The organism is Streptomyces sp. V1I1, from assembly GCF_030817355.1.
GTDB lineage: Bacteria > Actinomycetota > Actinomycetes > Streptomycetales > Streptomycetaceae > Streptomyces.
In genome coordinates this window covers 1,300,435-1,325,702 of record NZ_JAUSZH010000001.1, presented here as the reverse complement: position 1 = coordinate 1,325,702, position 25,268 = coordinate 1,300,435, and the positions used below count along the sequence as shown (strand labels likewise).

25 protein-coding genes and 1 pseudogene are annotated in these 25,268 nt (G+C 70.1%); 12 read left to right on the top strand and 14 right to left on the bottom strand.

Going from position 1 to position 25,268, the window contains the following annotated elements:
* Positions 1-543 precede the first annotated feature (543 nt).
* Positions 544-2,412, top strand: a complete 1,869-nt coding sequence (locus tag QFZ67_RS06515) for a cellulase family glycosylhydrolase (protein WP_307665746.1) — start codon at positions 544-546, stop codon at positions 2,410-2,412.
* 1 nt (position 2,413) lies between these two features.
* Here QFZ67_RS06515 and QFZ67_RS06510 read toward each other — a convergent pair whose 3' ends face one another.
* The 7 genes from QFZ67_RS06510 to QFZ67_RS06480 all read right to left on the bottom strand — a co-directional run bounded on the left by QFZ67_RS06510 (position 2,414) and on the right by QFZ67_RS06480 (position 8,157).
* On the bottom strand, positions 2,414-3,226 hold the full coding sequence (locus QFZ67_RS06510) for an N-formylglutamate amidohydrolase (protein ID WP_307660139.1): 813 nt from the start codon (positions 3,224-3,226) through the stop codon (positions 2,414-2,416).
* A gap of 9 nt (positions 3,227-3,235) precedes the next feature.
* Positions 3,236-3,442, bottom strand: a complete 207-nt coding sequence (locus QFZ67_RS06505) for a DUF397 domain-containing protein (protein WP_307660138.1) — start codon at positions 3,440-3,442, stop codon at positions 3,236-3,238.
* Positions 3,439-4,296: a Scr1 family TA system antitoxin-like transcriptional regulator gene (locus tag QFZ67_RS06500; RefSeq protein WP_373429956.1), complete on the bottom strand. Its 858-nt coding sequence runs from the start codon at positions 4,294-4,296 to the stop codon at positions 3,439-3,441. Before QFZ67_RS06500 ends, QFZ67_RS06505 begins: the two co-directional genes overlap by 4 nt.
* 255 nt (positions 4,297-4,551) lie before the next feature.
* Positions 4,552-5,376, bottom strand: a complete 825-nt coding sequence (locus QFZ67_RS06495; RefSeq protein ID WP_307660136.1) for an SDR family NAD(P)-dependent oxidoreductase — start codon at positions 5,374-5,376, stop codon at positions 4,552-4,554.
* 35 nt (positions 5,377-5,411) lie between these two features.
* A complete protein-coding gene (locus QFZ67_RS06490; RefSeq protein WP_307660135.1) occupies positions 5,412-6,872 on the bottom strand; it encodes a hypothetical protein in 1,461 nt (486 codons plus the stop codon).
* 62 nt (positions 6,873-6,934) lie between these two features.
* On the bottom strand, positions 6,935-7,558 hold the full coding sequence (locus QFZ67_RS06485) for a guanylate kinase (RefSeq protein WP_307660134.1): 624 nt from the start codon (positions 7,556-7,558) through the stop codon (positions 6,935-6,937).
* Entirely contained in the window at positions 7,555-8,157 is a 603-nt protein-coding gene (locus QFZ67_RS06480) for an AAA family ATPase (RefSeq protein ID WP_307660133.1), read from the bottom strand. Before QFZ67_RS06480 ends, QFZ67_RS06485 begins: the two co-directional genes overlap by 4 nt.
* Before the next feature lie 287 nt (positions 8,158-8,444).
* On the opposite strand from QFZ67_RS06480, the gene QFZ67_RS06475 reads away from it, so the two are divergent.
* Entirely contained in the window at positions 8,445-8,900 is a 456-nt protein-coding gene (locus tag QFZ67_RS06475) for an ATP-binding protein (RefSeq protein WP_373429955.1), read from the top strand.
* Here QFZ67_RS06475 and QFZ67_RS06470 read toward each other — a convergent pair.
* Entirely contained in the window at positions 8,897-9,106 is a 210-nt protein-coding gene (locus tag QFZ67_RS06470) for a hypothetical protein (RefSeq protein WP_307660132.1), read from the bottom strand. The genes QFZ67_RS06475 and QFZ67_RS06470 overlap by 4 nt on opposite strands.
* Between QFZ67_RS06470 and QFZ67_RS06465 the strand changes: the two are divergent.
* The 5 genes and pseudogenes from QFZ67_RS06465 to QFZ67_RS06445 form a co-directional block, all read left to right on the top strand.
* Positions 9,059-9,205, top strand: a pseudogene (locus tag QFZ67_RS06465) (alpha/beta fold hydrolase); the annotation flags it as partial. The gene QFZ67_RS06470 and the pseudogene QFZ67_RS06465 sit on opposite strands and share 48 nt — an antisense overlap.
* Positions 9,206-9,465: 260 nt before the next feature.
* A complete protein-coding gene (locus QFZ67_RS06460; RefSeq protein ID WP_307660131.1) occupies positions 9,466-10,278 on the top strand; it encodes an SAM-dependent methyltransferase in 813 nt (270 codons plus the stop codon).
* A gap of 92 nt (positions 10,279-10,370) precedes the next feature.
* A complete protein-coding gene (locus tag QFZ67_RS06455) occupies positions 10,371-11,276 on the top strand; it encodes a LysR family transcriptional regulator (protein ID WP_307660130.1) in 906 nt (301 codons plus the stop codon).
* Between the two features lie 89 nt (positions 11,277-11,365).
* Entirely contained in the window at positions 11,366-11,944 is a 579-nt protein-coding gene (locus QFZ67_RS06450) for a cysteine dioxygenase family protein (RefSeq protein WP_307660129.1), read from the top strand.
* Positions 11,944-12,999, top strand: coding sequence for a YeiH family protein (locus QFZ67_RS06445; protein ID WP_307660128.1), 1,056 nt, complete (start codon positions 11,944-11,946; stop codon positions 12,997-12,999). The genes QFZ67_RS06450 and QFZ67_RS06445 overlap by 1 nt, the downstream gene beginning before the upstream one ends.
* A gap of 25 nt (positions 13,000-13,024) precedes the next feature.
* Here the strand turns inward: QFZ67_RS06445 and xylB are convergent, their stop codons facing one another.
* Complete coding sequence (xylB, locus tag QFZ67_RS06440) at positions 13,025-14,500, bottom strand: xylulokinase (RefSeq protein ID WP_307660127.1); 1,476 nt, start codon at positions 14,498-14,500, stop codon at positions 13,025-13,027.
* A gap of 161 nt (positions 14,501-14,661) precedes the next feature.
* Between xylB and xylA the strand changes: the two genes are divergently transcribed.
* Positions 14,662-15,831 (top strand): xylose isomerase, encoded by a 1,170-nt coding sequence (xylA, locus tag QFZ67_RS06435; RefSeq protein WP_307660126.1) that lies wholly within the window; start codon positions 14,662-14,664, stop codon positions 15,829-15,831.
* Between the two features lie 157 nt (positions 15,832-15,988).
* Here xylA and QFZ67_RS06430 read toward each other — a convergent pair whose 3' ends face one another.
* The 5 genes from QFZ67_RS06430 to QFZ67_RS06410 all read right to left on the bottom strand — a co-directional run bounded on the left by QFZ67_RS06430 (position 15,989) and on the right by QFZ67_RS06410 (position 21,133).
* Complete coding sequence (locus QFZ67_RS06430; RefSeq protein WP_307660125.1) at positions 15,989-17,239, bottom strand: ROK family protein; 1,251 nt, start codon at positions 17,237-17,239, stop codon at positions 15,989-15,991.
* Positions 17,236-18,681 carry an NAD(P)/FAD-dependent oxidoreductase gene (locus QFZ67_RS06425; RefSeq protein WP_307660124.1) on the bottom strand — a complete coding sequence of 482 codons (1,446 nt, stop codon included), beginning with the start codon at positions 18,679-18,681 and terminating at the stop codon, positions 17,236-17,238. The genes QFZ67_RS06430 and QFZ67_RS06425 overlap by 4 nt, the downstream gene beginning before the upstream one ends.
* Positions 18,678-19,865 carry an MAB_1171c family putative transporter gene (locus tag QFZ67_RS06420; protein ID WP_307660123.1) on the bottom strand — a complete coding sequence of 396 codons (1,188 nt, stop codon included), beginning with the start codon at positions 19,863-19,865 and terminating at the stop codon, positions 18,678-18,680. The genes QFZ67_RS06425 and QFZ67_RS06420 overlap by 4 nt, the downstream gene beginning before the upstream one ends.
* A gap of 3 nt (positions 19,866-19,868) precedes the next feature.
* On the bottom strand, positions 19,869-20,399 hold the full coding sequence (locus QFZ67_RS06415) for a toxin-antitoxin system, toxin component (RefSeq protein ID WP_307665744.1): 531 nt from the start codon (positions 20,397-20,399) through the stop codon (positions 19,869-19,871).
* A gap of 101 nt (positions 20,400-20,500) precedes the next feature.
* Complete coding sequence (locus QFZ67_RS06410) at positions 20,501-21,133, bottom strand: helix-turn-helix transcriptional regulator (RefSeq protein WP_307660122.1); 633 nt, start codon at positions 21,131-21,133, stop codon at positions 20,501-20,503.
* A gap of 309 nt (positions 21,134-21,442) precedes the next feature.
* Here QFZ67_RS06410 and QFZ67_RS06405 point away from each other — a divergent pair, with 309 nt between their 5' ends.
* The 4 genes from QFZ67_RS06405 (at position 21,443) to QFZ67_RS06390 (ending at position 25,250) form a co-directional block, all read left to right on the top strand.
* Positions 21,443-22,462: a helix-turn-helix domain-containing protein gene (locus QFZ67_RS06405; protein ID WP_307660121.1), complete on the top strand. Its 1,020-nt coding sequence runs from the start codon at positions 21,443-21,445 to the stop codon at positions 22,460-22,462.
* Positions 22,463-22,795: 333 nt separating this feature from the next.
* Positions 22,796-22,963 carry a hypothetical protein gene (locus QFZ67_RS06400; RefSeq protein WP_307660120.1) on the top strand — a complete coding sequence of 56 codons (168 nt, stop codon included), beginning with the start codon at positions 22,796-22,798 and terminating at the stop codon, positions 22,961-22,963.
* 185 nt (positions 22,964-23,148) lie between these two features.
* Positions 23,149-24,969 carry a glycoside hydrolase family 15 protein gene (locus QFZ67_RS06395; protein ID WP_307660119.1) on the top strand — a complete coding sequence of 607 codons (1,821 nt, stop codon included), beginning with the start codon at positions 23,149-23,151 and terminating at the stop codon, positions 24,967-24,969.
* Positions 24,970-25,049: 80 nt separating this feature from the next.
* Complete coding sequence (locus QFZ67_RS06390) at positions 25,050-25,250, top strand: hypothetical protein (protein WP_307660118.1); 201 nt, start codon at positions 25,050-25,052, stop codon at positions 25,248-25,250.
* Positions 25,251-25,268: the final 18 nt, after the last annotated feature.

The window sequence follows — 25,268 nt, the reverse complement described above, 5'->3', positions numbered from 1 at the left end:
GTCCATGGCTTGGTGGCATCTTCTTCACACAGTGAGCCACTGTAATTCCCTTGAGCTGACTCCCACTTGGTTAAAAATTGGACATTCCGCATCAAAGGGTAGATGTACTGGTCAGGGCGGGGGAGGTCCGCGGGAGGCGATGTGACGTCTGCGCATTCGGTGTGCAGATTCACCGAAGGAAGCAACCTCGTGTCAGGTGTCGTACGCACCGCAGCGTCTATGTGTAGGGAGTGTTTCCGGGGCGTGTGCAGAAGGTGTTAGGCGGTGCTAAGGGTGTGGCATTGCGGGGGAAATGGCTCGGCGGCTCGGAGAAGCGAAGATAACCGCATAACGGAGATGCGCCGGATGCGAGGGGAATGGTCGATTACCTGCGGATACCTCGGTTACCTGTCGATACCCCGGTTACCTGCGAATACCTCGGCCTTTGGCACCACTCGGGGTCGGTGCTGCCTCGGTGCTCCTTCGGGCTCCCCTTGTCGTGTCCCGCGTCGCCCGTGGTGCAACCATTGACAGTCTGACGGTGTGTCAGGAACTGTGATGGGCATGGCGAAGATGCGCGCACGTCTGATCGGTCTCGTCATCCTCATGACCGCGTCCCTGACCACAGGGAGCGTGCCGTCCGCCGCGGCGCCCGCCCCGGACTCCCTCTGGTTCGACGAGCAGGCCGCGTCCGCCTTCACGGTCGAGGGCGGCCGCTTCAAAGACGGACTCGGCCGCGAGGTGGTCCTGCGCGGGTACAACGTCTCCGGCGAGACCAAGCTGGAGGAGAACGGCGGACTGCCCTTCGCATCCGTCGCCGACGCCGAAAAGTCCGCGACCGCGCTTCGTGCGCTCGGCGGCGGCAACGCCGTCCGTTTCCTGCTGTCATGGGCTCACGCCGAACCCGTGCGGGGGCAGGTGGACCGGGCCTATCTCACCGCCGCCACCGCACAGTTGCGGGCTTTCCTCAAGACAGGCATCCGCGTCTACCCCGACTTCCACCAGGACCTCTACTCCCGGCACCTCTTCAACAAAGGCAGCTGGTACACCGGCGACGGTGCCCCCAAGTGGGCAGTCGAGGCCGGCGGCTACCCGCGGGAGTCGTGCGGGATCTGCCTGTTCTGGGGACAGAACATCACGCAGAACGAAGCCGTGAAGCGGGCGACGTACGACTTCTGGCACAACAAGGGCGGCGTCCAGGACGCCTTCCTCGCGACCGCCCAGACCACCATGGCGTACTTCGCCGAGCACCTCAGCGCCGCTGAGTTCGCGGCGGTCGCGGGCTTCGACCCGTACAACGAACCGCACGCGGGCTCGTACGACTCCGGGCAGTCCAGCCGGGCCTGGGAGCGCGAGCTGCTCTGGCCCTTCTACGAGAAGTTCCGCGCCCGCATGGACGCGGCCGGCTGGCAGAGCAAGCCCGCCTTCGTCGAACCGAACCTCTTCTGGAACTCCAACCTCGCCTTTCAGAAGCAGGAGGGCGGGCTGCTCGACGCCGGCACCATCGGCCCGCGGTATGTCTTCAACACCCACTTCTACGACCACAAGGCCATCTCCGGCATCTTCATGTGGGGCAAGGCCGCCGACGGCCAGTACGCCGGAGACTTCGGCGCCGTCCGCGACCGCGCGGCCGGCGCGGGCACGGCGGCGGTCGTCAGCGAGTTCGGCCATCCGCTGACCGGGAGCGTCTCCGACAAGGCCCCGACTGTCGGCAAGGCGATGTACCAGGCCCTGGACTCCCGCCTGCCAGGTGCCGCTTGGTGGTCCCGCCTTCAGGACTCGGGACCGGTGCTGTCCGGCACACAATGGCAGTGGGACATCTACAACGGCCGCCACCACGAGCTGATGAACGGCAACCCCGACAAGGTCCTGACCGCCGCCGACGCCTGGAACGACGAGGACCTCTCGGCCGTCCGCCTCGACGACTCGGGCACGGCGCTCCTCCGACAGGACGCCCGGCTGCTGGACCGTCTGTACCCCAGCGCCACCGCGGGCCGGGTGATGGCTTTCACGTATGAGGACAGGTCCCGCGACGGCTCGAAGACCCTGACGTGGAATCCCGTACCGAAGTCGCTCCCGCGGGTCGCCGAGCTCGTCGGCTCGGGCCAGTACGGCCTCCTCCTGTGGCGCTCGGACGGCACCGCCGCCCCCACCGAACTGCACCTGCCTGCGTCCTTCGACACCCCCCGCACGACGGTGGTCTCCGACCTCGGCGCGGTCGCCGGACCTCCCGCGTACACGAGAAGCACACCGATCGCCGTCGCCCCGGAGCCGGGCGGGACAGGCAGCCGCCGCCTGCTGCTCACCGCGCAGAACGCGGACGGCGTGCACTATGCCCTGGTGACGAACGGAGCGACGGCGCCCTCGGCCGCCATGTTGAAGGGTGCCCAGGACGAACTCGCCGCGTGGGCGGCGGGGCGGGCGTGGTCCTGACTCAGACCGACAGCGCGTCGACCAGACCCGCCAGCGCGGCGGCGAGGGCGGTGAGGCCGGGGCCCGCCGCCCCGCCCGGTTCCGACATGTACGTGTCCCGGCGGATCTCGATCATCAGGGCACTGACGCGCGGGTCCTTGCCGTAGAACTTCAGCGGTACGTAGGTGCCTGCGAATGGGCTGTTGATCCCCGTGCCGCCGAACCCGGCGAATGCCGTCTGGGCCAGGGCGATCAGCTCGGGCGAAGTGTGGAAGTCGTCCGTACCCAGGCAGATGGGCGGCCGCCGCCCGTCGCCGTGCAGCTCGTAGGGCAGCGGCTCGGTCGGATACGAGTGGACGTCGATGACGAAGGCACGCCCCGTCGCCGCCAGCCGCTCGCCGACCGCCGCGGTCATCGCCTCGGCATAGGGATGGAAGTAGCGCTCGATCAGCGGCCGGGGATGCGCCGGCGGGCGGAGCCGCTCGCGGTGCGTGGTGTGGGTATAGACCGCGCCCATGCCGACGGCCAGCATCTCCTCGCGCTCGTCGGGGAAGCGCTCGGGATCGATGACCAGACGGGAGAGCTGGTTGACGAAACGCCAGGGGGTGACGGTCGCGGCTCCCACTGCGGCGGCGGCGATCTCGGCCGTGTGGGAGTCGGTGATGTGGTCCAGCTCCAGCTCGAGCGCACGGTCGTCCAGGACGATGCCTTCACGCACCGACTCGGGAATGACCCGCGAGGAGTGCGGGACGTGCAGGATTACCGGAGAGTCGGCGGCGCCGGGAAGGAGCTGGAAGGAAGCCGGGGTGTCGTCCGGCCACGTGCGGCTAGCCATGAGGGGGAGTCAGGCTCCTGCCACGTACCGAACGAACCGCGCCCAGCCGGGGTGGCTGACGGACAGGTGGGGCCGGGTGACGTCATTGGAGTCGCGGACACTCACCGCCTGCTCACTGGCAGCGACTTCGACGCACTCGCCGCCTTCGTTCGAGCTGTACGAGCTCTTGAACCAGGATAGGTCGGCTGCTTCATGAGTGCGCACTTCGGGTGTCATTGCTCGTTCAGCAACCTTTCGATCAACACCAGGGACTCACGCGGCGTGAGTGCCTGAGACCGGATGCATCCGTACCGTGCTGCCAGGATACGGACCTCTTCCAGGTCAGTGATCAGACGGCTGATGTTCTGCACTTCCACGTAGCCGACCTGCGGTTTCCCTTTGGGTGTCAGCAGCGTGAACGGACCACCCATGCCTGCGTGTTCGGGGCGGTCCAGAGGCATGACCTGGAGTTCGACGTTGCGCAGTCGGCCAAGCCGCGCAACCTCCGCCAGCTGTTCTTTGTGAACGCTCCATTCACCGATGGGGCGCCGGAGAATGGCCTCTTCGATGACGCAGTTCACCATCGGGACTGGGCGACTCGTCAGCACCACCTGGCGAGCCATCCGCGCCGACACACGCTGCTCGATCAACTCGTCATCGAGGAGTGGCTTGCGCATCCCGTAGAGCGCGCGTGCGTGGGCCTCGGTCTGGAACAGACCGGGGATGTTGTGGTTGCTGTAATAGGAGAGCTCGTTGGCGTCCGCCTCCACCTTCGCATAGTCCGTGAACCACGTCGGATGCTTCACCCGCGCCCGGGTCTTCGCCCTCGCCACGTCCTCCTTCGCCGCCCGCAGCAGCCCGCCCGCGCCCAGCCTCTCGTCCGCCGCGTCCAGGAACTCCGGCTGAGGCGTCCTGCGCCCCCGCTCCAGCGACCGGATCAGCTCCTCGCTGTACCCGACTTGCTCACCCAGCTCCCGCTGCGTGAGACCAGCCCGCTCCCGCAGCAACCTCACCTGGCGGCCGATCACACGGAAGAGGTCCGCAGCGTTTTCCACGTCGTCGTTGTCGTCCACCGGACCCGTGAGCTCCATCGCCCGCCCCCGTTCTGCGCGCTGCCTGCCCGTACCGGTACCTATACGCTGTGTACCGGTCCCCTCCGGCAGGCTACGGCTCGGCGGCAAGGCCGCACGGTGTAAGGGCGAAGCCGCACTCCTTCGTGTGGCGGTCAGGACCTCTACGCGGCGCTACGGGCGCGCACCAGAAGCTTGCCCAGCTTGCCGACCTCGGGCGCTTCGAGGACGCAGGCGTCGATGTCCGTGAAGGTAACCACCGTCACCGTTACCACCTCACGAGGCATCATCGGCTCTCTGAGCGGGAGTTGCGCCGAGGCCGGCCTGTGGCTGGCCGCCGTCGACCGGGATGTGGGCCCCGTTCAGGGCCTCGGAGGCGGGGGAGAGGAGGAAGCCGATGACCTGGGCGACTTCCTCCGCGTTCAGCAGCCGCCCGTTGGGGTTGCGTTCCGCGTACGCGGCGTACGTCTGCGGGTCGCGCTTTCGCAGGCGGTCCCAGCTCTTGCCCGGCAGGAGGATCGAACCAGGGCTGACGGTGTTGACCCGGACCCGGTAGGGGGCCAGTTCTTGGCACAGTGCGCCCGCGAGGTAGATCTCTGACGCCTTGGCCGCCCCGTACTGGGCGGGGAAGCGCGGTTTCCAGCCGGAGATGGAGGAGACGAGCACCACTGAACTGCCCGGTCTGAAAGAGCCGAGCGCCGACCGTATGGCCCGTACCGCGTGCCCGCCGTTCAGTTCCCAGGTCGCCTGCCAGTCCTCGCGGGTGGATTCGAGGAGTCCACCACCGCGTTTGCCGCCGATGTTGGCGACCAGGCCGTCGAGTCCGCCGAGTGCGCGACCGGCTTCCTCGGCGAAGTCCTCCAGTTCGTCCAGCGCGAGGACATCCACGGACCCGGTCACGACCCGGGCGTTGAACTCTCCCTCCAGCGCCGACGCGGCACGGGCCAGACTGTCGGGGTCCCGGCCGCAGATCGCGACGGACGCCCCCTCGGCGGCGAGAAGGCGGGTGACCGCGTATCCGAGCCCGCGGCTTCCGCCGGTCACCAGGAACGACCGCCCGCGCAAGCCGTAGGTGACGGTGGGTGCTGTGCTCTCTTCCATGGACGTCACTTTGTCATCCGGTCGTCCGAGGGCGCTCAACGCACCAGTTTGCGGATGACGATGCCCACGATGAGCGTGATGAACAGCATCCCCGCCGAGGTGAACGAGACGGCCAGAGTGGACCATTCAGCTGTCTTCAGCTCCGATGGCATGCCGGTGCCGACGTTCAGCCACAGGGCGAGGGCCAGTACGAAGGACTTCGCCGCCACGGTCACGTCCGTCAGCCCCTGCCCTGGGCCGCGTAACGCGCCCGCCAGATGGAGCCCGACAGCCGTGAGCAGGACACCTGCGACAAGGATCCGGGCCGGGTTGCGTGCGCGCACACCCCAGCCGAGGACACCCCCGAGAATGCCTTGTGCGATGCCGCGCCGCAGAGGTGGCAGGAGAGCGGCCTCGCGTTGCCGGGCGAGATAGTAGAGCTGGTCGACCTCGCGGTTCCGGTTTCTTCTGGCCAGGGCGGACCGTACTGACTCCAGTGCCCCGGCAGTCACTTCGGTGAAGGAACGCTCCAGGAAGGAGACGATCTGGCGGCCGTCACGGAAGACCTGGCCGGCGAGTTCCATGTCACCGATGCTGGAGGAGTCGTCGAGGCTGTAGCGGGAGCTGCCGACCGGCAGCCCGAGGGTTCCGGTGACCGAGGAGCCGTACAGGCTGATCACCGACGATGCTTCGGAGGCCGAGGTCAAGGACAGCACTGTCGTGTTGTGAAGTGAGAGGCGAGCGGTCGTGCCGGTGCGGTCGCGGTCGGCACCGTCGCAGACTTTGAGCTCGCGTACCTCTACCGGCCCGCGGACGGTGCTGTTCGTGATCGTGCTGTCCTCGGCGGGGATCACGAGTCCATTCACCCGCACGGTTTCGCTGCACCGCAGCTCGTTTGCCCGCAAGGGCTGGTCCAGGCGGACACGCTGCAGGTTGAGCTCCGGAGTCTCGACATCATCGAGCTCGAGGGCGGACAGCCAGAGATCGTCGAACGTGATGTCCTCGCGGGCGCGCAATCCTCTGGCCTCCACACGCGGACGCCCGAGGCGGCCTCCGGTGACCTGACTCCGGACCGTCAGGGACGACACGCGGGTGTTGCTGATACTGACCGGCCCTCGCAGGGCGTTGACCTGTATCAGTTCCTCCACCCGCAGGCGCTCCAGCCGGGTGGTGCCGCAGGAGTGCAGAGCGAGGAAGTCCAGTGAGGTGTCGATGACCGTGACATCGCAGCCCATCGAGGCGTTGCGGATGGTCAGGCGCCCGATCCGGGAGTTGATCACCAGGAGAGCGTCCGCCTGCACATGGTCGACGACGAGTTCGTCGATGTGACAGGAACGCACGGTCAGCGCCCCGTCGATGCTCACGCGGTCCAGGAAGACACGGTCGGCGGACACGGTGTCCAGGAGGAGGTCCGCACCGACCTCGTCCTGGCGCAGGTGCACGCTGCGGTCGGTGACGGTCCGCTGCCGGCCGATTCTGGCCAGGTCCTCGAGCGTCCGGATGACTCCCACAGGCATCCCCCTGCTGCTTGTGGCGGCGGTTGTTCGTGTTCGGCGGCGTGATCACGCCGCGGCCGGCATCACATACCGGGCCGCGGGTGTCTTGCGGGATCGAGGTCCAGGGCTGCCAGCAGATCCTCGGTACGCAGGGGGTCGGCCGACCCGTCCAGGGCGGCGGCAATCAGCTTGGCCGTCTGACCGGCATCGGCCTCGTCGGTGCGTACCACCAGGTCGAACAGGCCCTGCAGATCGGAGCCGAGGAGGTCTTGTGCGGTCTCGTCCCAGGCGGTGAGCCGCTTGGCTGTGTCGGTGTCTCCCCGCTGCCGTGAGCGTGCCTCGCACACCTCTCTCGGTACCCACAGAAGGACGCGCAGCCACGGGGTCTGCGTCTTGGTCAGCAGTGTGCGCATGTCGGCAACGTTGCCGATGTGTGTGACCGGCACCAGACCGTGGGCCTGCGGCTCCGTCAGGGAGTGCTGATCGACCGCGTAGACGTTGCCGTAGCGCCGGGTCTCCACGACGATCCGCCCCTGTCGGCGCAGCGCGTCGAGCTCCTCCGTCGAGACGAACCGGTAGCCCGCCGATCGTCCGGTTCCCTGCTTGAGTTTGGTCACCAACTGAAACCGGGGGTCGAGGGCGCGCAGAGCTGCCGTCACGGTGTCCTTGCCCGAAGCGGGCGGTCCGTACAGGACGACTGCGCTCACGCGTCCCCCAGAAGTCGTTGCGCGATGGACTCGACCTGCTCGGCCAGAGGGCGGGACGCGCCGATACGGTTGTCGATCACGTGGTGGGGGACAACCGGCCGGAGGCCGGTGTCGATACTGCCCGAGTACGTCGGCCAGTGGGTCAGTTTCCAGGTGTCGCGCGAGGCGTCGCGTGAGATCAGGCGGTCACGCATGGACTCAACGTCACTGTCCACCCACAACGTTTCGAAGCGGGCCCCGATTCTGCCGCAACGGCGCGCCACCCGGGAGGTCCACTGTGCGTCGGCGCTCTCCGCGAGGAAGGGCGCGACCGCCACCACGGAGATGCCGCACTCGAGGTTCTCCCAGACGGCCTTCATCAGGCACGCGTACTCCAGGGGCCTGGCGTGCTCGAGGTAGGTCGGGCTGTGCCGGTCGTCCGGGTCGCCGCCCAGAGCCTGCAGAAGTCGCTCGGTCATCGGCCGGCTGAGCGTGTCCTTGTCGAGCATCGCCCAACCGGTGGCGGCTGCCAGCAACTTTCCGGCCTCGGACTTGCCCGACCCGGCATAGCCCGCCACCAGGGCAAGGGTGATCGTGCTTGTGCCTAACGCTGTGGTCACTGGGCCGGCCCCCGGAAGTCTTGAACACCTGTGCTCAGCTTAGGGGTCGGACGGAGCTCCTGGCGATCAGAAACTTCTGGCCAGGTGAGGGGAGTTGACCGGTCCTGACCCGGGATCAGTGAGGCACACACCGCACGAAGCGCGGCGTAGCTCCGGAACGTGCAGCGTCCGGCTGTGCGCGTCATGGGGGGACTACCGGTACCCGGTGCCATGCGTACCGGTACGCGCCCGCTACGTACCGCTGTCGTTCCTGGTCAGCGTACGGGCACACGGCCACGCTGAGTGGTGTGAAGAGCGAATCCGTACAGATGGACATGCCTCAATCGGCAACACCCGCAGCACAGTTCACACAACTGCTGAGTGCCACCCGGCGCGGTGCCCGCCTCGCACGACTGCTTACCGTCGAGCAGATCGCCCAATGGGGGTGGCCGCGGGACAGCGAACACGCCGACGCGGCCGCGCTCATTGTCGCCGAGCTGGCGGCCAACGCCGTCACGCACGGACGCCTGGCTGGGCGGTGCTTCCGTCTCAGCCTCGCCCTCCTGCCGGCCGCGCGTCTGCGGATCGAGGTCACGGACCCGCGCGGCGAACGTCCGCCCACCGTGACCCGTCGGGCCGATGAGGGGGGCCGTGGCCTGATCCTGGTCGACGCCCTCGCCGCCGACTGGGGCGTACGCCCGTATCCGCCCTCAGGGAAGACCGTCTGGGCAGAGGTCTCCGCAGCGCGTCCGACCGGCCGTTAGCCCGCGGCCTTCCCCGGCCCCTCCGGCGGCTTCAACGTTCCCGCTGTCAGGCCGCCCGTGAGGATGTCCGCCGACCGGAAGGCGGGTTCGGCAGCGTGGTGCGCGGCGGGGCGTAGCTGGCGGATGGCCACGCTCGCCTCGACCCTCCCAAAGCCGGAGACCACCGCGACACCGGCCGTTCCTCCACCGTCGACTTCGCCACCCACCCGTACACGGTCGCCGACATGGCCGCCGACGCACTCGCCGTCCTGGATGCGTTCGGCGTCGAGCGGGCCCACCTGGTGGGCGCGTCCCTCGGCGGCATCACCTCACGGTGATCACGCCACCGCCCGCCCCGCTTCGGCGTCCGGTCCGGCAGCAACGGCTCAATCCGCGCCCACTGGGCGACGCCCTCCTAGCCGAAGGCGTTGACCTCCTGCCGCAGTCTCTGCGCATGCCTTGGCCTGCGTCGAACTCTCCTTCTCGGGACAGGAGTTACTTGCCGGAGGCCTGCCCTCCTGCGAGGATCACATGATCGACTGACCGAGAATTCCTGAGCAATTCCTGAACATTTAGGGAGCTTCGTATGACCGGGAGCGAGCCCGCCGTCCCCAGGATCGACACCAGCAAGCCGCATCCGGCGCGCGTGTACGACTGGTTCCTGGGCGGCAAGGACAACTACCCGGTCGACGAGGCGCTGGGCCGGCACATCATGAGCATCGACAACCGCGCCAAGCATGTCGCCCAGACCAACCGGTGGTTCATGCAGCGAGTGACGCGGTGGATGGCGGGACAGGCGGGTGTGCGCCAGTACCTCGACATCGGCACCGGCATCCCCACCGAGCCCAATCTGCACCAGATAGCCCAGGGCGTCGCCCCCGAGTCCCGGGTCGTCTACACCGACAACGACCCGATCGTGCTGACGCACGCGGAAGCGCTGCTGCGCAGCACCCCGGAAGGCGTCACCGACTACATCCAGGCGGATGTACGCGAGCCCGACCGGATCCTCGAACAGGCCAGGAGGATCCTCGACTTCAAGCAGCCGATCGCCCTCTCGCTGGTGGCGTTGCTGCACTTCGTGGGCGACGAGCACCGGCCGCACGACCTGGTGCGCCGGCTCGTGGACGCGCTGCCGTCCGGGAGCTATCTCGTACTGTCGCAGCTCACCGCCGACTTCGACGCGCTGGCCGTGCAGCGCGGCGTCGACATGTACGCGGCCGGGGGAGTCACGCTGATGCCGCGCTCGCACGCGGAAGTCGGCCGTTTCTTCGAAGGGCTCGAGGTGGAGGAGCCCGGCATCGTGCGGCTGACGCAGTGGCACCCGGAGCTCGGTGTCGACGAGGTCGTGGAAGGGGACGAGGCGGCGTCGCTGTACGCGGGCGTGGGGCGCAAGGCGTAGCCGCCGGCCGGTGTCCGGTGGGCGTCCTGGGGGCGTTCGGTGGGGCTCGGCCGGAGCCCCCTCGATACCCAAATTCTGCTTATGATGCGCGGGTGTTCGACTCCCGGCACATCAAGACGTTCCACGAAGTTGTCAGGGCCGGTTCGTACTCCGCGGCCGCCCGGGCGCTCGGCTATACGCAGCCCGCGATCACCCAGCAGATGAAGGCCCTCGAACGGGACGTCGGCACACCGCTGTTCATCCGCGTCGGCCGCGGCATGCGCCTCACCGAGGCGGGGGAGGCGCTGTCGCGGCACGCCGCGGTCATCCTCGACAGCATGTCGGCGGCCCAGCAGCAGATGAGCGCCCTCACCCGGCTGCGCGCGGGACGGGTCCGCGTCTGCGCGTTCCCCAGCGCCAATGCCACGCTCATCCCGGAGGCGATGGCCCGGCTGGCCGCGGCCCACCCCGGCGTCCGGGTCGACCTGCTGGAGAGCGAGCCGCCCGCCTCGCTCCAGCGGCTGGTGCGCGGGGAGTGCGACATCACGCTCGCCTTCACCTACCCCGGCCTGCACGAGGAGGTGCCGGAGGGGCTGGTGGAAATCCCGCTGCTCGAAGACCAGTTGACGGTGCTGCTGCCGACCGGGCATCCACTCGCGCGGCGGCGGGCGGTGCAGTTGGCGGATCTCGCGGAGGAACGCTGGATAGCGGGGTGCCTGCGCTGCCGCGCCAATCTGCTGCACGAATGCGCGGAGCAGGGCTTCGCGCCGGACATCGCCTTCACGACGGACGACAATCTCGTGGTGCAGAGCCTGGTCGCGGAGGGCCTTGGGGTCGCGATGATCCCTGCGCTCGTACTGAACTTCCTCTGCCACCGGAAGGTGACGGGTCGGGTGCTTCAGCCCGCGTCGCGGCGGCAGATCTCGGCGTACGTGCTGCGGGAGCATTTGCGGATCCCTGCGACGGCCCGGGTGCTCGACGAGCTGAAATCGGTCGCGGCGAACAAGGTCGGCTGCTGAGGTAGCGTCCCCAACCCATAAGCGGAGCTTGGGAAGTAGCCAAGAATCTGTCGTTGGACGTATGGGTCCGACGGCTCGACGCTGCCCGTATGACCACATCGACCGGATCGACCGCCTTCAGGGCCGCGCGTACGACCGACCGCCTCGACAGTCTGGTCGCCGAGGTGCGCGACGCCGTCGGGCGCGGACTGCCACCCGATCTGACGGCGTATCTGGTCGGCGAGCGCCTCGCGCCGCACCTCGGCGCGGTCGATCTGCTCACCGATGAGCAGTGCGGGAGCGACACCGCGCGCTACCGCCAGCACCTACTTCACGCCGAACACGACGGGAGCTTCTCGGTCGTCGCACTGGTCTGGCTGCCCGGCCAGGGAACCTCCGTGCACGACCATGTGTCGTGGTGCACGACGGGCGTGCACGAGGGCCAGGAGTACGAGCGGCGCTACCGCCTCCTCCCGTCACCGGCGACGGGCCGGGCCGCGCGCCTCGTCGCAACCGGCGATGTCGTCAATGCCCAGGGCGCGGTGTGCGGTTTCGCGCCGCCCGGCGATATCCACCGGGTCTGGAACGCGGGCGCCGGCCGGGCGATCTCTCTCCATGTCTACGGAGCGGACATCTCCCGTCTCGGCACGAGTGTCCGCCGCGTCTACGAACTCCCGGCCGACCGCTGATGGCGCTGCTCCGGGAACGGGCGGCGTCGGCCTCCCCGTCGTCCGGCCCGTCCGCGCCGGGCATCCGGCCCGGTCTCGCGCTGGCCGTCGTCGGCGTTGCCGTCGCCTGGGCGGTACATCAACTACTGCCGGACATACCGATGTTGACCGCGTCCGTGGTGCTTGGCATCGTCGCGGCCCATCTGCCGGGAGTGCGCTCGGTCGTACGAGGAGCGGCCCGCCCCGGACTCTCGTACGCCGGAAAGCGGCTGATGCGCATCGGCATCGTCCTGCTCGGCCTGAAACTGAGCCTCAACGATGTGCTCGGCCTCGGCTGGGCGACGGTCGCCATGGTTCTCGGCGTCGTCGCTGCGACCTTCCTCGGCACCTGGTGGCTCGGCCGCCGGATGGGGCTGCCCGGCGACCAGCCGCTGCTCATCGCCGCCGGGTACGCCATCTGCGGGGCGTCCGCGATCGGCGCGGTGAGCGAGGCGACGGACAGCGACGAGCGCGACGCGGCTGCCTCGGTGGCGCTGGTGACCCTGTGCGGGACGCTCGCGATCGCCGTACTGCCCCTGCTTCAGCAGCCGTTGGGGCTGAGCGACGCGGAGTTCGGCCGGTGGGTCGGCGCGAGCGTCCACGACGTGGGCCAAGTCGTGGCCACCGCGCAGACCGCCGGATCCGGTGCCCTCGGGGAAGCGGTCCTGGTCAAACTGATGCGGGTGGCGCTGCTCGCCCCGCTCGTCGCGGCCGTGGCCCTGTCGGTCCGCCGCAGTCGGCGGGCCGGGACGACGGTCCAAAAGCGGCTGCCGATCGTCCCGCTCTTCGTGGTCGGCTTCCTGGCCATGGTGGCTCTGCGCAGCACAGGTCTGCTTCCGTCCACCGCGATCGACGCGGCCCAGCACGCCCAGGAAGTCCTCCTCGCGGCCGCGCTGTTCGGCCTCGGCGGTGCGGTCGACCTGCCGACCCTGACCCGCACGGGCGGCCGGGTCGCCGCGCTCGGGCTGTGCGCGTGGGTGGTGGTGGCGGGGGTGTCGTACGCGGGGGTGCTGCTGGTGACGGGCCCCATCAGCTGAGCAGCGTGGGCGCCGCCTGTGCCCGTCAGCTGAGCAACGTGGGCGCTGCCCGCTCAAGCACCCCCGAGACCCGCTCCCATGTCTCCAAGTCCCGCTCCACAGGCGGAAGTTCCACCGCCGCGCCGCCCTGCCAGGCGGCCGCCACTGCCACCGGGTCCTCGCCCGTCGCCGCGCTCGCCGCGAGGGCCGCCGCGCCCAGGGCGACCAGTTCGGTGCTTTCGGGGATCAGTAGTGGGCGGCCGGAGAGGCGGCGTACCGTCTCCACCCAGTGGCGCCCCCTGGCCCCGCCGCCCACCAGGCGCAGGGGGCGGGCGGCCACAGCCTCGTCGGACGGGTCGAGGCCGCAGGCGCGCAGGACCTCGTCGAGGGCGCGCAGGACCGTGACGACCGCGCCTTCGTAGGCGGCACCCAGGAGTTGCTGCCGGGTGGTGGTGTGCCGCAGGCCCGTGAGCAGGCCCGAGGCCGCGGGCAGATCGGGGGTGCGCTCGCCGTCGAGGTACGGCAGGAGCACCACCTCCCCGCCCGCCTCCGCGGCGTCGCGGCCCAGGCCCAGCAGGGCGGCGATCTTGTCGACGGCGAGTGTGCAGTTCAGGGTGCATGCCAGCGGCAGGTACGTACCGTCCGCGGCCGCGAATCCGGCGAGGGCCGCGGAGGCGGGCCGGGTGCGACTGGCCGCGAAGACCGTGCCCGAGGTGCCGAGGCTGAGGGCCGGGTGGTCGAGCAGGCCGGCGCCGCCGAGGCCGAGGCCGACCGCGGCGGCCATGTTGTCGCCGGTGCCCGCGGCGACCGCGATGCCGGCGGGCAGGCCCAGGTCGTCCGCGGCCGTGGCGGTCAGCGAGCCGATGCGGGCGGCGCCGGTGGCGGCCACCGGGGGCAGCAAATCGGCGTCCAGGCCGATGAGCCGGAGGAGTTCGGGGTCGTACGCGCCGGTGGCTGTGGAGTACCAGCAGGTGCCCGACGCGTCGCCCGGATCGGTGGCCGCGGTGCCCGCGAGACGTTCGGTGAGGAAGTCGTGGGGGAGGCGTACGGCGGCTGCGGCCGAGGCCGCCCGGGGCTCGTTCTCGCGCAGCCACTGCCACTTCGCGGCCGTCATCGACGCGACCGGCACCGATCCCGTACGGGCCGTCCACGCCTCCGGGCCGCCCAGTGCCTCGGTGAGTGCGGCGGCCTGCGGTGCCGAGCGGGTGTCGTTCCACAGCAGCGCGGGCCGCACCGGAAGCCCGGCCCGGTCGAGGACGACGAGGCCGTGCTGCTGCCCGGCGACCGCGATGCCGATGACGGCGGACGGGTGCAGGCCCGATTCCTTGAGCCCGGCGGCGACGGCCTCGCGCAGCGCGTGCCACCACACCTCCGGGTCGCTCTCGCGCGCCCCGCCCTCGCCGCCGACGTGGTGCGGGGCCCGGCCGACCGCGAGCGTACGGCCGGTGGCCGCGTCGATGAACGCCGCCTTCGCGGACTGGGTCGAGCTGTCCACGCCGATCACGACCGGCTGCACGGGCATTGCCCCCACCTCTCCCTACCGGCCCATTTGGCCGTCCGCGAAACAAATTACGTCAAGCGGCCCCGCGCGAACAGGTGTTGGCGGGGTCTTCTGTGATGCCGCGGACGCATGCATTATTAGTAAGGTCAGCAAACAAACTGTGTTCGAAGGCGGCTATGGCGATGACGGAACGCTTCACCCCCACCCCCGAGGACAAGTTCAGCTTCGGTCTCTGGACGGTCGGCTGGCAGGGCAGGGACCCCTTCGGGGACGCGACCCGGCCGCCCCTGGACCCCGTCCAGTCCGTGCAGCGGCTCGCCGCACTCGGCGCATACGGCGTCACCTTCCACGACGACGACCTGATCCCCTTCGGCGCCTCCGAGTCCGAGCGCGAATCGCACATCAAGCGCTTCCGGCAGGCGCTGGACACGACCGGCCTCGTCGTGCCGATGGCCACCACCAATCTCTTCACCCACCCCGTCTTCAAGGACGGCGGCTTCACCGCCAACGACCGGGACGTACGCCGGTACGCGCTGCGCAAGACGATCCGCAACATCGACCTGGCCGCCGAGCTCGGGGCGCGTACCTATGTCGCCTGGGGCGGCCGAGAGGGCGCGGAATCGGGCGCGGCCAAGGACGTGCGCACCGCCCTCGACCGGATGAAGGAGGCCTTCGACCTGCTGGGGGAGTACGTCACCGAGCAGGGGTACGACCTGCGGTTCGCCATCGAGCCCAAGCCCAACGAGCCGCGCGGCGACATCCTGTTGCCCACCGTCGGCCACGCGCTCGCCTTCATCGAGCGACTTGAGCGGCCCGAGCTGTACGGAGTCAACCCCGAGGTCGGCCATGAGCAGATGGCCGGGCTGAACTTCACCCACTCCATCGCCCAGGCGCTGTGGGCGGACAAGCTCTTCCACATCGACCTCAACGGGCAGAACGGCATCAAGTACGACCAGGATCTGCGCTTCGGCGCGGGCGATCTGCGGTCCGCCTTCTGGCTGGTCGACCTGCTGGAGACCGCGGGCTACGAAGGGCCGCGGCACTTCGACTTCAAGCCGCCGCGGACCGAGGACTTCGACGGGGTGTGGGCGTCGGCCGCGGGCTGTATGCGCAACTATCTGATCCTCAAGGAGCGGGCAGCGTCCTTCCGCGCCGATCCGCGGGTCCGGGAGGCGCTGCGGGCGGCCCGTCTCGACCAGCTCATGCTGCCCACCGCGGCGGACGGGCTGTCCGGGCTGCTTGCGGACCGCGGTGCGTTCGAGGAGTTCGACGTGGAGGCGGTGGCCGAGCGGGGGATGGCGTTCGAGGCGCTTGACCAGCTGGCGTTGGATCACCTGCTCGGGGTGCGGTGACAGCTCGGGCCGCCTGCTGGGGGCGCTGCCCCCAGACCCCGGTCCTCAATCGCCGGACGGGCTGGAAAGGCGGTCCTCAAACGCCGGACGGGCTGAGGAGCGTTCTCGAGCGCCGGGCCAGTTGGAAAGCGTCCTCAAACGCCGGACGGGCTGGGATTCAGCCCGCCGCGCGCTGCGCGTACGCCAACGGGTCCGCCAGCACGTCCTGGACCACCAGCGCCGCCGCGCCGCGCACCGCGTCCGCCGCCGGGGACGAGGCGCGCAGCCGGCCGCCGTCCAGCGGCCACAGCCCCGACACCACCCGGCGGGACAGCTCGCCGCCGGCCGGCGGCGAAAGCCAGGGCAGCAGCGGCCGGTAGATCCCGCCGAGCACCACCGCGTCCGGGTCGAAGAGGTTCACCGCCCCGGACAGCACCCGGCCCAGCATCAGCCCGGCCTGCCCGAGCGCCGCCACCGCGCGGTCCTCGCCCGCCCGGGCGCGCAGTTCCAGCTCGGCCACGCCTGCCGCGCCGGTCCGCTCGTCGATGCCCGCCGTCCGCAGCAGCGCCGACTGGCCCGCGTACTGCTCCAGGCAGCCGCGCGAGCCGCAGCGGCACTCGGGGCCGTCCGGGTCCACCAGGACATGGCCGATCTCCCCGGCGAATCCGTTCGCGCCGCGCAGCAGTTCACCGTCCAGGACCAGCGCACCGCCGACCCCGATCTCGCCGGTCAGATACAGAAAGCTGCGTACGTCGCCGAGGCCGCCGAACCACAGCTCGGCCAGGGCCGCCACATTCGCCTCGTTCTCCGAACGCACCGGCAGCGGCGGCAGTCCGGGCCGCAGCGCCGCGAGCGCCTCGGCGAACGGGCCCTCGGCCGCGACCCGGGTCCAGCCGAGGTTGGGCGCGTGCCGGACCGTGCCCGCCGAGATCAGCCCGGGCAGCGCCAACTCCGCGCCGGCCGGCCGCAGTTCCTGCTCGGCAGCCGATGCCAGCGCCCGGGCGGCGATCCCGGCCGCCCGGCCGAGCACCCGGTCGGGCGGAGCACCGCGGTTGTCCAGGTGCTCGACGAGCCGCACCCGGTCGGTGCCCGCAAGATCCACCACGCACACCGACACATAGTCGACGTTGATCTCGACCCCGATGCCGGCGACGCCCGTACGGGCCACCTTCAGCACCGTGCCGGGCCGGCCCGCCAGACCGCTGAACGTCTTGCCCGACTCCGAGAGGAAGCCGCTCTCCAGCAACTGCTCCACCAGTGAGGAGACGGCCGCCCGGGTCAGCCCCACCCGCGCCGAGACCCCGGCGCGGGTCGCCTCGCCCTCGTCGCGGACCGCCCGCAGCACCAGGCTGAGATTGTGCCGTCGCACCGTCTCCCGGTCGGCCTTGGGCTCCAGCGGGATCCGGCCGCCCGCGCCGGGCAGCCTCACGCGTCTGCCGGATCGGTCTCGAGTGCGCCGCGCGGCTCCTTCGCGACCCGCAGCTCCTCGTCGGTCAGCGGCGGGCCCGGCAGCTGCGGCAGTTTGGGCCCGCGCAGTACGGCCAGCACGATCTCGGGCTTGAGCAGCGAAATGGTCGGCGCCGACAGGGTCATCACGTCGAACAGCGCGCGGGTGATCAGGGGGCGGCCGGTGGCGGTCAGCATCAGCCGGTCCACATAGCTGCGCAGCACCGTGGCGGACGCGCCCGGCTCCTTGCCGACGGCTCCGGGGTAGAGGATGTCCTGCCCGGTGGCCAGGTCCCAGGCCGTGCCGACCGGTCCGGCCACCGCGCGCTGCACCCGCCGGGCGAGGCCGGGGGCGGTGAGGCTGTGCGCGTGGAGCTCCTTGCGCAGCGTGAGGACGCCCTGGGCCGCGACCGACATGCCGTGCCCGTAGACCGGGTTGTACGTGGCCACGGCGTCGCCGATGGCCACGAAGCCCTCCGGCCAGTCGGCGATCTTCTCGTAGAAGCGCCGCCGGTTGACGGTGCTGCGGGAGACGACGACATCGGTGAGCGGCTCGGCGTTGCTGATCAGCTCAGCCACGATCGGATGCCGGACGCCGCGGGCGAAGTCCTCGAACTCGGCGGCGGAGTTGGTGGGCTGACCGCCACGGGTACCGGACAGCGTCACCAGCCAGCGGCGTCCCTCGATGGGCACGATGGTCGCCGTCTGGCCGGGCCGCGGCTCGCGCGCGTCGGCCTGCACATTGACGACGGGATACTCCTCGGTGCCCTCCGGCGCCCGGAAGATCCTGCTGGCGTACGCGAGACCCGAGTCGACCTTCTCCTCGTGCACGGCGGCGACGCCCAGGGAACGCAGCCAGTCGGGCGCCCGCGAGCCGCGGCCACTGGCGTCGACAACCAGATCGGCGTCCAGGACGAGTTCGCTCCCGTCCTCGGAGCGCACCCGCACCCCCTTCACCCGGCCCGCGTCGCCTTCGAGGCCGAGTAGTTCGGTGCCCGGCAGGACGGTGACCCCGGGGCGGCCGACGACCTCCTCCCGTACCACCCAGTCGAGCAGATCGCGGCTGCAGGCGATCAGGAACTGCATCTCGGGCCAGCGGCGGAACCAGCCCTGCGCGGACATGGAGACCAGGCCCGTCGGCAGCGGGATCCGGCGAGCACCCGCCGCCAGCCAGCGATCGGTGACACCGGGCAGCAGGGCCTCCATCGCCCGCGCCCCGCCCGACCACAGCAGATGCGCGTGGTGCGCCTGCGGGAGGCTCTTGCGCGCTTCGGGGCCGGACGGCAGAGTGTCGCGGTCGACGAGCGTGACATCGTCGGCGTACTCGGCGAGGACGGCGGCCGCCAGCATGCCGGCCAGCCCTCCGCCGATCACGACGGCCCGGCGCACAGCCGTGCTCCGGCGGGTTCTCACAGGATCGCTCATAGGGAGCCGCTCTCTGACCTGGCCGCACGCCGGCGGGCTGCTTCAACGACGGGTGAATGGCGCAGCGCGAGGGACATGCGTACCAGATCGCGCGGTCCTTCGGCTGCTTTGGGGGTGTAAGCCTGGGCCGAGCTTATGATCTTGCCGTCCGGGTCGGCCGTCCGGGCCCGCAGCGCCGCCGCGACCATCGCCGCGTCGGCGATGGCCTGGGCCTGCCGCGGATCGGAGCCGGCCTCGATCGCCGCGTCATGGGCGCCTGCGCGTAGCGCGGGGTCGAAATAGGGGTCCAGATGGAGCATCCCGTCGTGGATGTCGGACTCGCGCTGGGTGACGCGCAGGTCCGCGGACGACCACCAGGAGATGCGTACGGAAGGGGTGCCGGCGGGCACGACCGTACGCAGTTCGTGCCAGAGCGTGCCCAGCTGCCGGTATGTGGTCCAGGTGTGCCAGTTGTCGGACAGCCGCTGGGCGATCAGCGGCAGGATGAAGCCGACGGCGCTGAACAGTGCGCCCAGCGACGCCAGGGGCGGCGCGGCCAACGTGCTCAGACCGTCCCAGTCGTGGCCCGCCCAGCGGGCGAACACGGCGGCGAACTTGCTGGCGCCGTAGCCCAGATTGAACAGCGAGCCGACCACGATGGTCACCAGACCGGTCCGCAGCCAGCCGCGCACCTGCAGCGACCAGCGCCAGCACAGGGCGGTCATCCCGACGGCGGCGACGCTGTGCGCCGTCAGGTACAGCACGATCATTTCGCGGATGTACGGCGTCGTGGCGTAGTACGTGTCCAGATCGCGCAGCCGCTCCACCGGGGCGTCGCCGAGTACGAACAGCACCACCAGCGCCGCGACCACCATGGCGTAACCGATCACCCAGCGGCGGGAGATCTGCCGGGTCTCCTCCGGTGGCCCGCCCCGCCAGTTGACGAGCAGCACCAGACAGGAGGCGCTGAAGGCGGTCAGGATGCAGTAGACCAGCGGCGCCGAGATGTTGCAGACGCCGGTGAGCCTGTTGACCTCGGCGATCGTCGGCGGCGCGGCGAAGAAGAAGGTGCAGGCCGCCAGCACGAGCAGGGCGCAGACGGAACGCAGCAGCGGATCACGCCAGTCGCGCAGCATCCCGGGGAGCTTGAACACGAGTGCGAAGCCCAGCGCGGCGGCTGGGATGTAGTAGTCCTGACCGTCCACGCATCAGCCCTGTGGCCCGCGGTACCCCAAGGACGCCTCGATCCGGCCCGCGAGTCCGTCCCGCCGCAGGTGTCCGCGGCCCGTCGAACCGGCCAGCCAGGAGCGGCACTTGCTGCCGAGCAGCAGGCCGAAGCTCTCGGCTTCGTTCTCCTCGGCCTGGTCGAAACGGGTCCTGGCGGCCACCTTCAGCACCGTCGCCTGCAGGTCCGCCTCGTCCGAGAGCAGCCGGGCCGCGACGGCCGCGCCGTCGACATGGTGGGTGCAATGCCCGGCTTTCATGTGCCACAACTCGTGGCCGAGGATCACCAGTTGATGGTCGGGTGCGGTGCGCTCCTCGATGACGATCAGATCCTGGTCCGTCATGTCGAGCCAGAGTCCGCTGGCCGTGCCGGGCGGGAACGTCGCTAGGCGGTACCGGACGGGGCGGCCGCGGCGCTTGCTCATTCCGCTGCACAGGGCGGCATAGAGATCGGCGGGCTCAGCCGGTGCGGGCAGATCGATTCCGGCTACCAGCTCGCCGCACAGCCGACGCATCTCCTTGCCTATGCTCACCGTTCTCCTCTCCCCGTCAGCAGCTGTGCGCACACGCGTGAATCCAACCCTGTCCTGAAATCAGGGTTCCGTGCATCAAAGCATCAATGTTCCGTCGGCTTGACGCTTTCCAGGAGCATGTCGAGCCACTCGGTGACCTTGTCCCGGTGTTTGTCCGTGGGCAGTTGAGCGGCACGCCAGGCGATGCCCCGTACGCCATGGTCCTGCAGCAGCCGCTCCAGCGGGTCGCCCTCGCCGGCGTAGTCGTGGAGCAGTCGCTGCTCGGTGCGCTGGAGTGCGCCGTTGAGCGCGTCCGCGTCCTCGGCGGTGAGGAATCCGGCGTGCACATTGAAGAACCTCTGGATGGCATCGCAGTGCTCCATGGTCGGCCTGCGGTCGCCGTTGATGAGAGCGCCCGCCTGCTGCCGTGACATGCCCGCGCCGTCGGCGATCTCCTGCTGGGTGTACCGGCGCCCGTTGGGCTTCAGCCGGGTCCTGCGCAGCAGGTCGAAGCGCTGCAGAAAGCGCGCCTGTAGGTCGGGTTCACCGGCGGGCTGCCCGTCCAGCAGCGCGGTGACCACGTCGGCCGGTACGCCCGACGCCTCGGAGAGCTGGTGTACGTCGAAGATCTCGCCGTAGCTCAGTCCGAGCTTGCCGGCGAGTTCGGCGACGCGGGCGACGGACGCCGCCAGGGGGCCTGTGGCCGTCGGGCCCGGAACCAAGAAGCCGTCTGTCACCAGTAGGTCTCCTAGATCACGCGAGGTCGCTCCGCACACAGTGGGCTGCCGGGAGATTAACCGTTTCGGTGGAGTACAGCCAGGTCTTGCCACAGCTGTGGCGCGATTTGAGCGTTCAGCGGCGTGGAATGCCACGATAGTTGACATGGTCGCGTTTGCGGTAGCAGGATCGCCACGCGGTATAGAAGATCCAAAGGGCGCTGCCGCAGCGGGACTTCGAGAAGGGTGGCGTTCTCGATGACACATGAGGCAGGCGTTGAACGGCCTGGTGTCCACGGGCGTCGAGGGTGCGCGGGGACGACCCGTGGCGTGCTCCGGGCGAAGCGGCTCACCGATGTCCTCAGAAGGCGCCGGGAGGAGCTCGGCCTGAGCGTCGAGGACGTGGCCGCGCGGCTCGACATCAGCACCGTCGCGTACGGCAGCTGGGAGCGCACGCCCGCCCAGGACTGGACCGACGAGAAGCTCTGCGCCCTGGTCAAGGCCCTGGAGATGAGCGACCAGCAGGGCGGCTGGTTATTCCGCCTCGCCGTCGACCGGGACCCGCCGCAGGCCTGGAACAGGCCCGTCGGGGCATCCCGGCCCGCGCCTCCGTCCGGTCCCGCGCGCCCGTCGGGACCGGCCTTCCCGTCCGGGCCCGCGCGCCCGTTCGCGCCCGTAACCGCGCCCGCGCCGCCCGCCCTGCCGGTGGAGCCGGCCGACCCGTCGGAGCCCGCCGGTCCGGACCACTCGGACCCCGAGACGCAGGCCTACCTGCGCGACTTCGCCGCGATGATGGACGCCGTACCGCTGCCCTCGGTGCTCTTCGACCGGCGCTGGGACGTGACACACGCCAACCACGCCTTCGAGGCGCTGTTCCACGGCGTCGGACCGCACCCCACGGCCATGCCGGCCCAGAACTTCCTCCGGTTCGTGCTGTTCCACCCGGACGCGGGCACCGTGCTCGGCGACCGCGAGACGAGTTGGTGCCTGCCCCTGCTGGCGCAGCTGGACGCCGCCCTGGAGTGGTACCGCGAGGACCGAGTCCTTCAGGCCATTCGTGACGACATCGCCGATGACCCGATCATGGACGTTGCCTACCGGTGCGGGCTGCCGCACTGGATGCGGGCCATGGGAGCGGCGGCGCTGCACCACGACGGAGCCGTACGACCGCTGAACCACCCGGATCCGCGGTGGGGCCGCACCGAGTGCCGGATCGTCGACGAGACCCCCGCGACCCTTCAGGACAGGGGATTCACACGGATGACGCTGGTGCTGCGGGAGACGCGGGCGGCCGTACCGCCCGATGTACGGCGCGGCAAGCCGCATCTGAGGGCGGTCTCCAACGGCTGAACCGGAGCCGGGCGGCGGCTGCCGGCAAATCGGCGGTGACTGCCGAGAGGACGGTCCCTTGTCAGGGGTTGGCGCGTCCATGACGATTACCTCATGTCGCAGCAGACGCCCGGAAGCACCGGCGGCCCACCGACCCCACCAACTCCCGGGGCGCCGAGCGCACCCCCGACCGGGAGCGCACCCCCGACCGTGACCGCCCCGCCACCGCCCAGTCCCCCACCCGTGAACTGCGCGCGCTCCTGGCCGAGATCGACCGCGACCGCATCGAGGCGATCAACGCCACCGAGCTGGTGTGGGAACGGGGCACGGAGCCCCGACCTCGCCGGGTACGAGGTGGTCTGGCGCGAGACCACGGAGCCGGGGTGGACCCATGTCGTCAGAGCCGGTGACACCACCCGGCACACCGTGGACCTGTCCAAGGACAATGTCTTCTTCGGCGTCCGCGCGGTCAACCGGGCGGGCCTGCGCAGCCCCGTCGCGTTCCCCGCTCCCCAGCGCTGATTCCGCAGCGTTGCGGAGCGTTCATATCGGAGCGTTCATATCGGAGCGCTGATTTCGGAGCGCTGATTTCGGCGGCCAGCCGAGACTCGAGGTGTCACGCGTAACGTGCCCGAATCCCCTGCGTTCCGCTGGGGATTCGGGGGTCCGCCTCCGGGGACGGTTGCGACGGTGTTCCGGGAGTTCGTGTGGCTGCGCTCATCGAGGACTATGCACTGATCGGGGACATGCAGACCGCGGCCCTGATCGCAAGGGACGGTTCGGTCGACTGGTTCTGTCTGCCGCGCTTCGACTCGCCCGCGGTCTTCGCCGGGCTGCTCGGCACACAGGACCACGGCTTCTGGCGGCTCGCCCCCGCGGGGCTCGCCGAGGGCGAGGGGGCCGCCACCCGCCGCCGCTACCGCGGTGACTCACTCGTCCTGGAATCGGAGTGGGACACCCCCGAAGGAACGGTCCGGCTGATTGATTTCATGCCGCCCAGGGGAGCCGGCCGCGGTAGGCCGGATGCCGCACCCACTCTCGTACGAATAGTGGAGGGCGTCTCAGGGCGGGTCCGCATGAGTTCTTCACTGCGGATGCGCTTCAGCTACGGCCGCATCGTGCCCTGGGTGCAGCGCGAGCACGGACCGGGCGGCCGGGACAGGCTCGTCGCCGTCGCCGGGCCCGACGCGCTGTGGCTGGACGCCGACGTCGACACCTACGGCAGCGACCTGACCACCCACGCGGCCTTCAGCGTCGGCGCGGGCGAGCGGGTCACCCTCACGCTCAGCTGGCAGCCCTCCCACGGCGACGCGCCGCCGAGGCCGGACGCGGCCAGGCTGCTGACCCACACCGAGCAGTTCTGGTCGCAGTGGACCGGCCAGTGCAGCTACGCGGGCCCCTGGCGCGAGGCCGTGGTCCGATCGCTGATCACCCTCAAGGCGCTCACCTACGCCCCGACCGGCGGCATCGTCGCGGCCCCCACCACCTCCCTGCCGGAGGAGATCGGCGGCGTACGCAACTGGGACTACCGCTACGCATGGCTGCGCGACGCCGCCATGACCCTCACCGCCCTGCTGCGCACCGGCTACCGCGAAGAGGCCCGCCGCTGGCGCGAATGGCTGCTGCGCGCCGTGGCGGGGGACGCGCAGAACCTCCAGATCATGTACGGGGTCGCCGGCGAGCGTGAGCTGCCCGAGGCCGAACTGCCATGGCTGCCCGGCTACGAGAAGTCCGGACCGGTCCGCATCGGCAACGGCGCCGCGAACCAGCTCCAGCTGGACGTCTACGGCGAGGTCGTGGACGCCCTGTGGCTCGGCCAGACCTCCGGGCTCTCGCGCGACGACAGCACCCACATTCTGCAGATGAAGCTCATGAACCACCTCGAGTCCAACTGGCGCGAACCGGACGAGGGCATCTGGGAAGTGCGCGGCCCGCGCCGCGACTTCGTCCACTCCAAGGTGATGACCTGGGTCGCCGCCGACCGCACCGTGCGCAGGCTGAGCAGGCTTCCGCTGGAGAGCCCGGTGGAGCGCTGGCGCGCGCTGCGCGACGAGATACACCGCGACGTCTGCGCCCACGGATACGACCCCGAACGCAACACCTTCACGCAGTACTACGGCTCGCGCGAACTCGACGCCTCGCTGCTGCTCATCCCGCAGATGGGCTTTCTGCCGCCCGGCGACCCACGGGTCGTCGGCACCATCGAGGCCGTCCAGCGGGAGCTGTGCGACGACGGATTCGTCCGCCGCTACCCGGTGCCGGGCGGCGGCTCGGACAGAGTCGGCGGGGACGGACTGCCCGGCGGCGAAGGCGTCTTCCTCGCCTGCTCCTTCTGGCTCGCCCACGATCTGGCCCTGATCGGCCGCCGGGACGAGGCACGGCAGCTGTTCGAGCGGCTGCTGGCGCTCCGTACCGATCTCGGTCTGCTGGCCGAGGAGTGGGACACCGGGCGCGGCCGGCTCGTGGGGAACTTCCCGCAGGCCTTCAGCCATGTGCCGCTGATCGACACGGCCCTGCGGCTGTCCTGAGCGCGCTTCTGGAGTCAGAGTCGACCGGCAAGGCGCATGGTCGTACGGCACCGGCAGTTCCGCACAGAGGAGAACCGGCCATGTCGTCGTTGCGAAGCTTCCTGCTCGTCAAAGTGCTGCGTCCGGTGGGCCGGGCACTCATCGCATATGGGATGTACTGGGTGTGGATTCCCGGGGTCGACCATGAGGAAATCCTGCCGAAAGACAGTTTTCCCCGAGAAGACAGCGAGGAATATCTCACCCTTTTCGGCGAGGTTGAGCCGCCTTCAAGGTGGTCTTGAGACGGATTTCCCAAGCTC

Coding starts and splice junctions, on each gene's coding strand:
- QFZ67_RS06515 (WP_307665746.1), top strand. CDS start 544: ATGGCGAAGATGCGCGCACGTCTGATCGGTCTCGTCATCCTCATGACC.
- QFZ67_RS06510 (WP_307660139.1), bottom strand. CDS start 3,226: ATGGCTAGCCGCACGTGGCCGGACGACACCCCGGCTTCCTTCCAGCTC.
- QFZ67_RS06505 (WP_307660138.1), bottom strand. CDS start 3,442: ATGACACCCGAAGTGCGCACTCATGAAGCAGCCGACCTATCCTGGTTC.
- QFZ67_RS06500 (WP_373429956.1), bottom strand. CDS start 4,296: ATGGAGCTCACGGGTCCGGTGGACGACAACGACGACGTGGAAAACGCT.
- QFZ67_RS06495 (WP_307660136.1), bottom strand. CDS start 5,376: ATGGAAGAGAGCACAGCACCCACCGTCACCTACGGCTTGCGCGGGCGG.
- QFZ67_RS06490 (WP_307660135.1), bottom strand. CDS start 6,872: ATGCCTGTGGGAGTCATCCGGACGCTCGAGGACCTGGCCAGAATCGGC.
- QFZ67_RS06460 (WP_307660131.1), top strand. CDS start 9,466: ATGACCGGGAGCGAGCCCGCCGTCCCCAGGATCGACACCAGCAAGCCG.
- QFZ67_RS06450 (WP_307660129.1), top strand. CDS start 11,366: ATGACCACATCGACCGGATCGACCGCCTTCAGGGCCGCGCGTACGACC.
- QFZ67_RS06445 (WP_307660128.1), top strand. CDS start 11,944: ATGGCGCTGCTCCGGGAACGGGCGGCGTCGGCCTCCCCGTCGTCCGGC.
- xylB (WP_307660127.1), bottom strand. CDS start 14,500: ATGCCCGTGCAGCCGGTCGTGATCGGCGTGGACAGCTCGACCCAGTCC.
- xylA (WP_307660126.1), top strand. CDS start 14,662: ATGACGGAACGCTTCACCCCCACCCCCGAGGACAAGTTCAGCTTCGGT.
- QFZ67_RS06425 (WP_307660124.1), bottom strand. CDS start 18,681: ATGAGCGATCCTGTGAGAACCCGCCGGAGCACGGCTGTGCGCCGGGCC.
- QFZ67_RS06415 (WP_307665744.1), bottom strand. CDS start 20,399: ATGCGTCGGCTGTGCGGCGAGCTGGTAGCCGGAATCGATCTGCCCGCA.
- QFZ67_RS06390 (WP_307660118.1), top strand. CDS start 25,050: ATGTCGTCGTTGCGAAGCTTCCTGCTCGTCAAAGTGCTGCGTCCGGTG.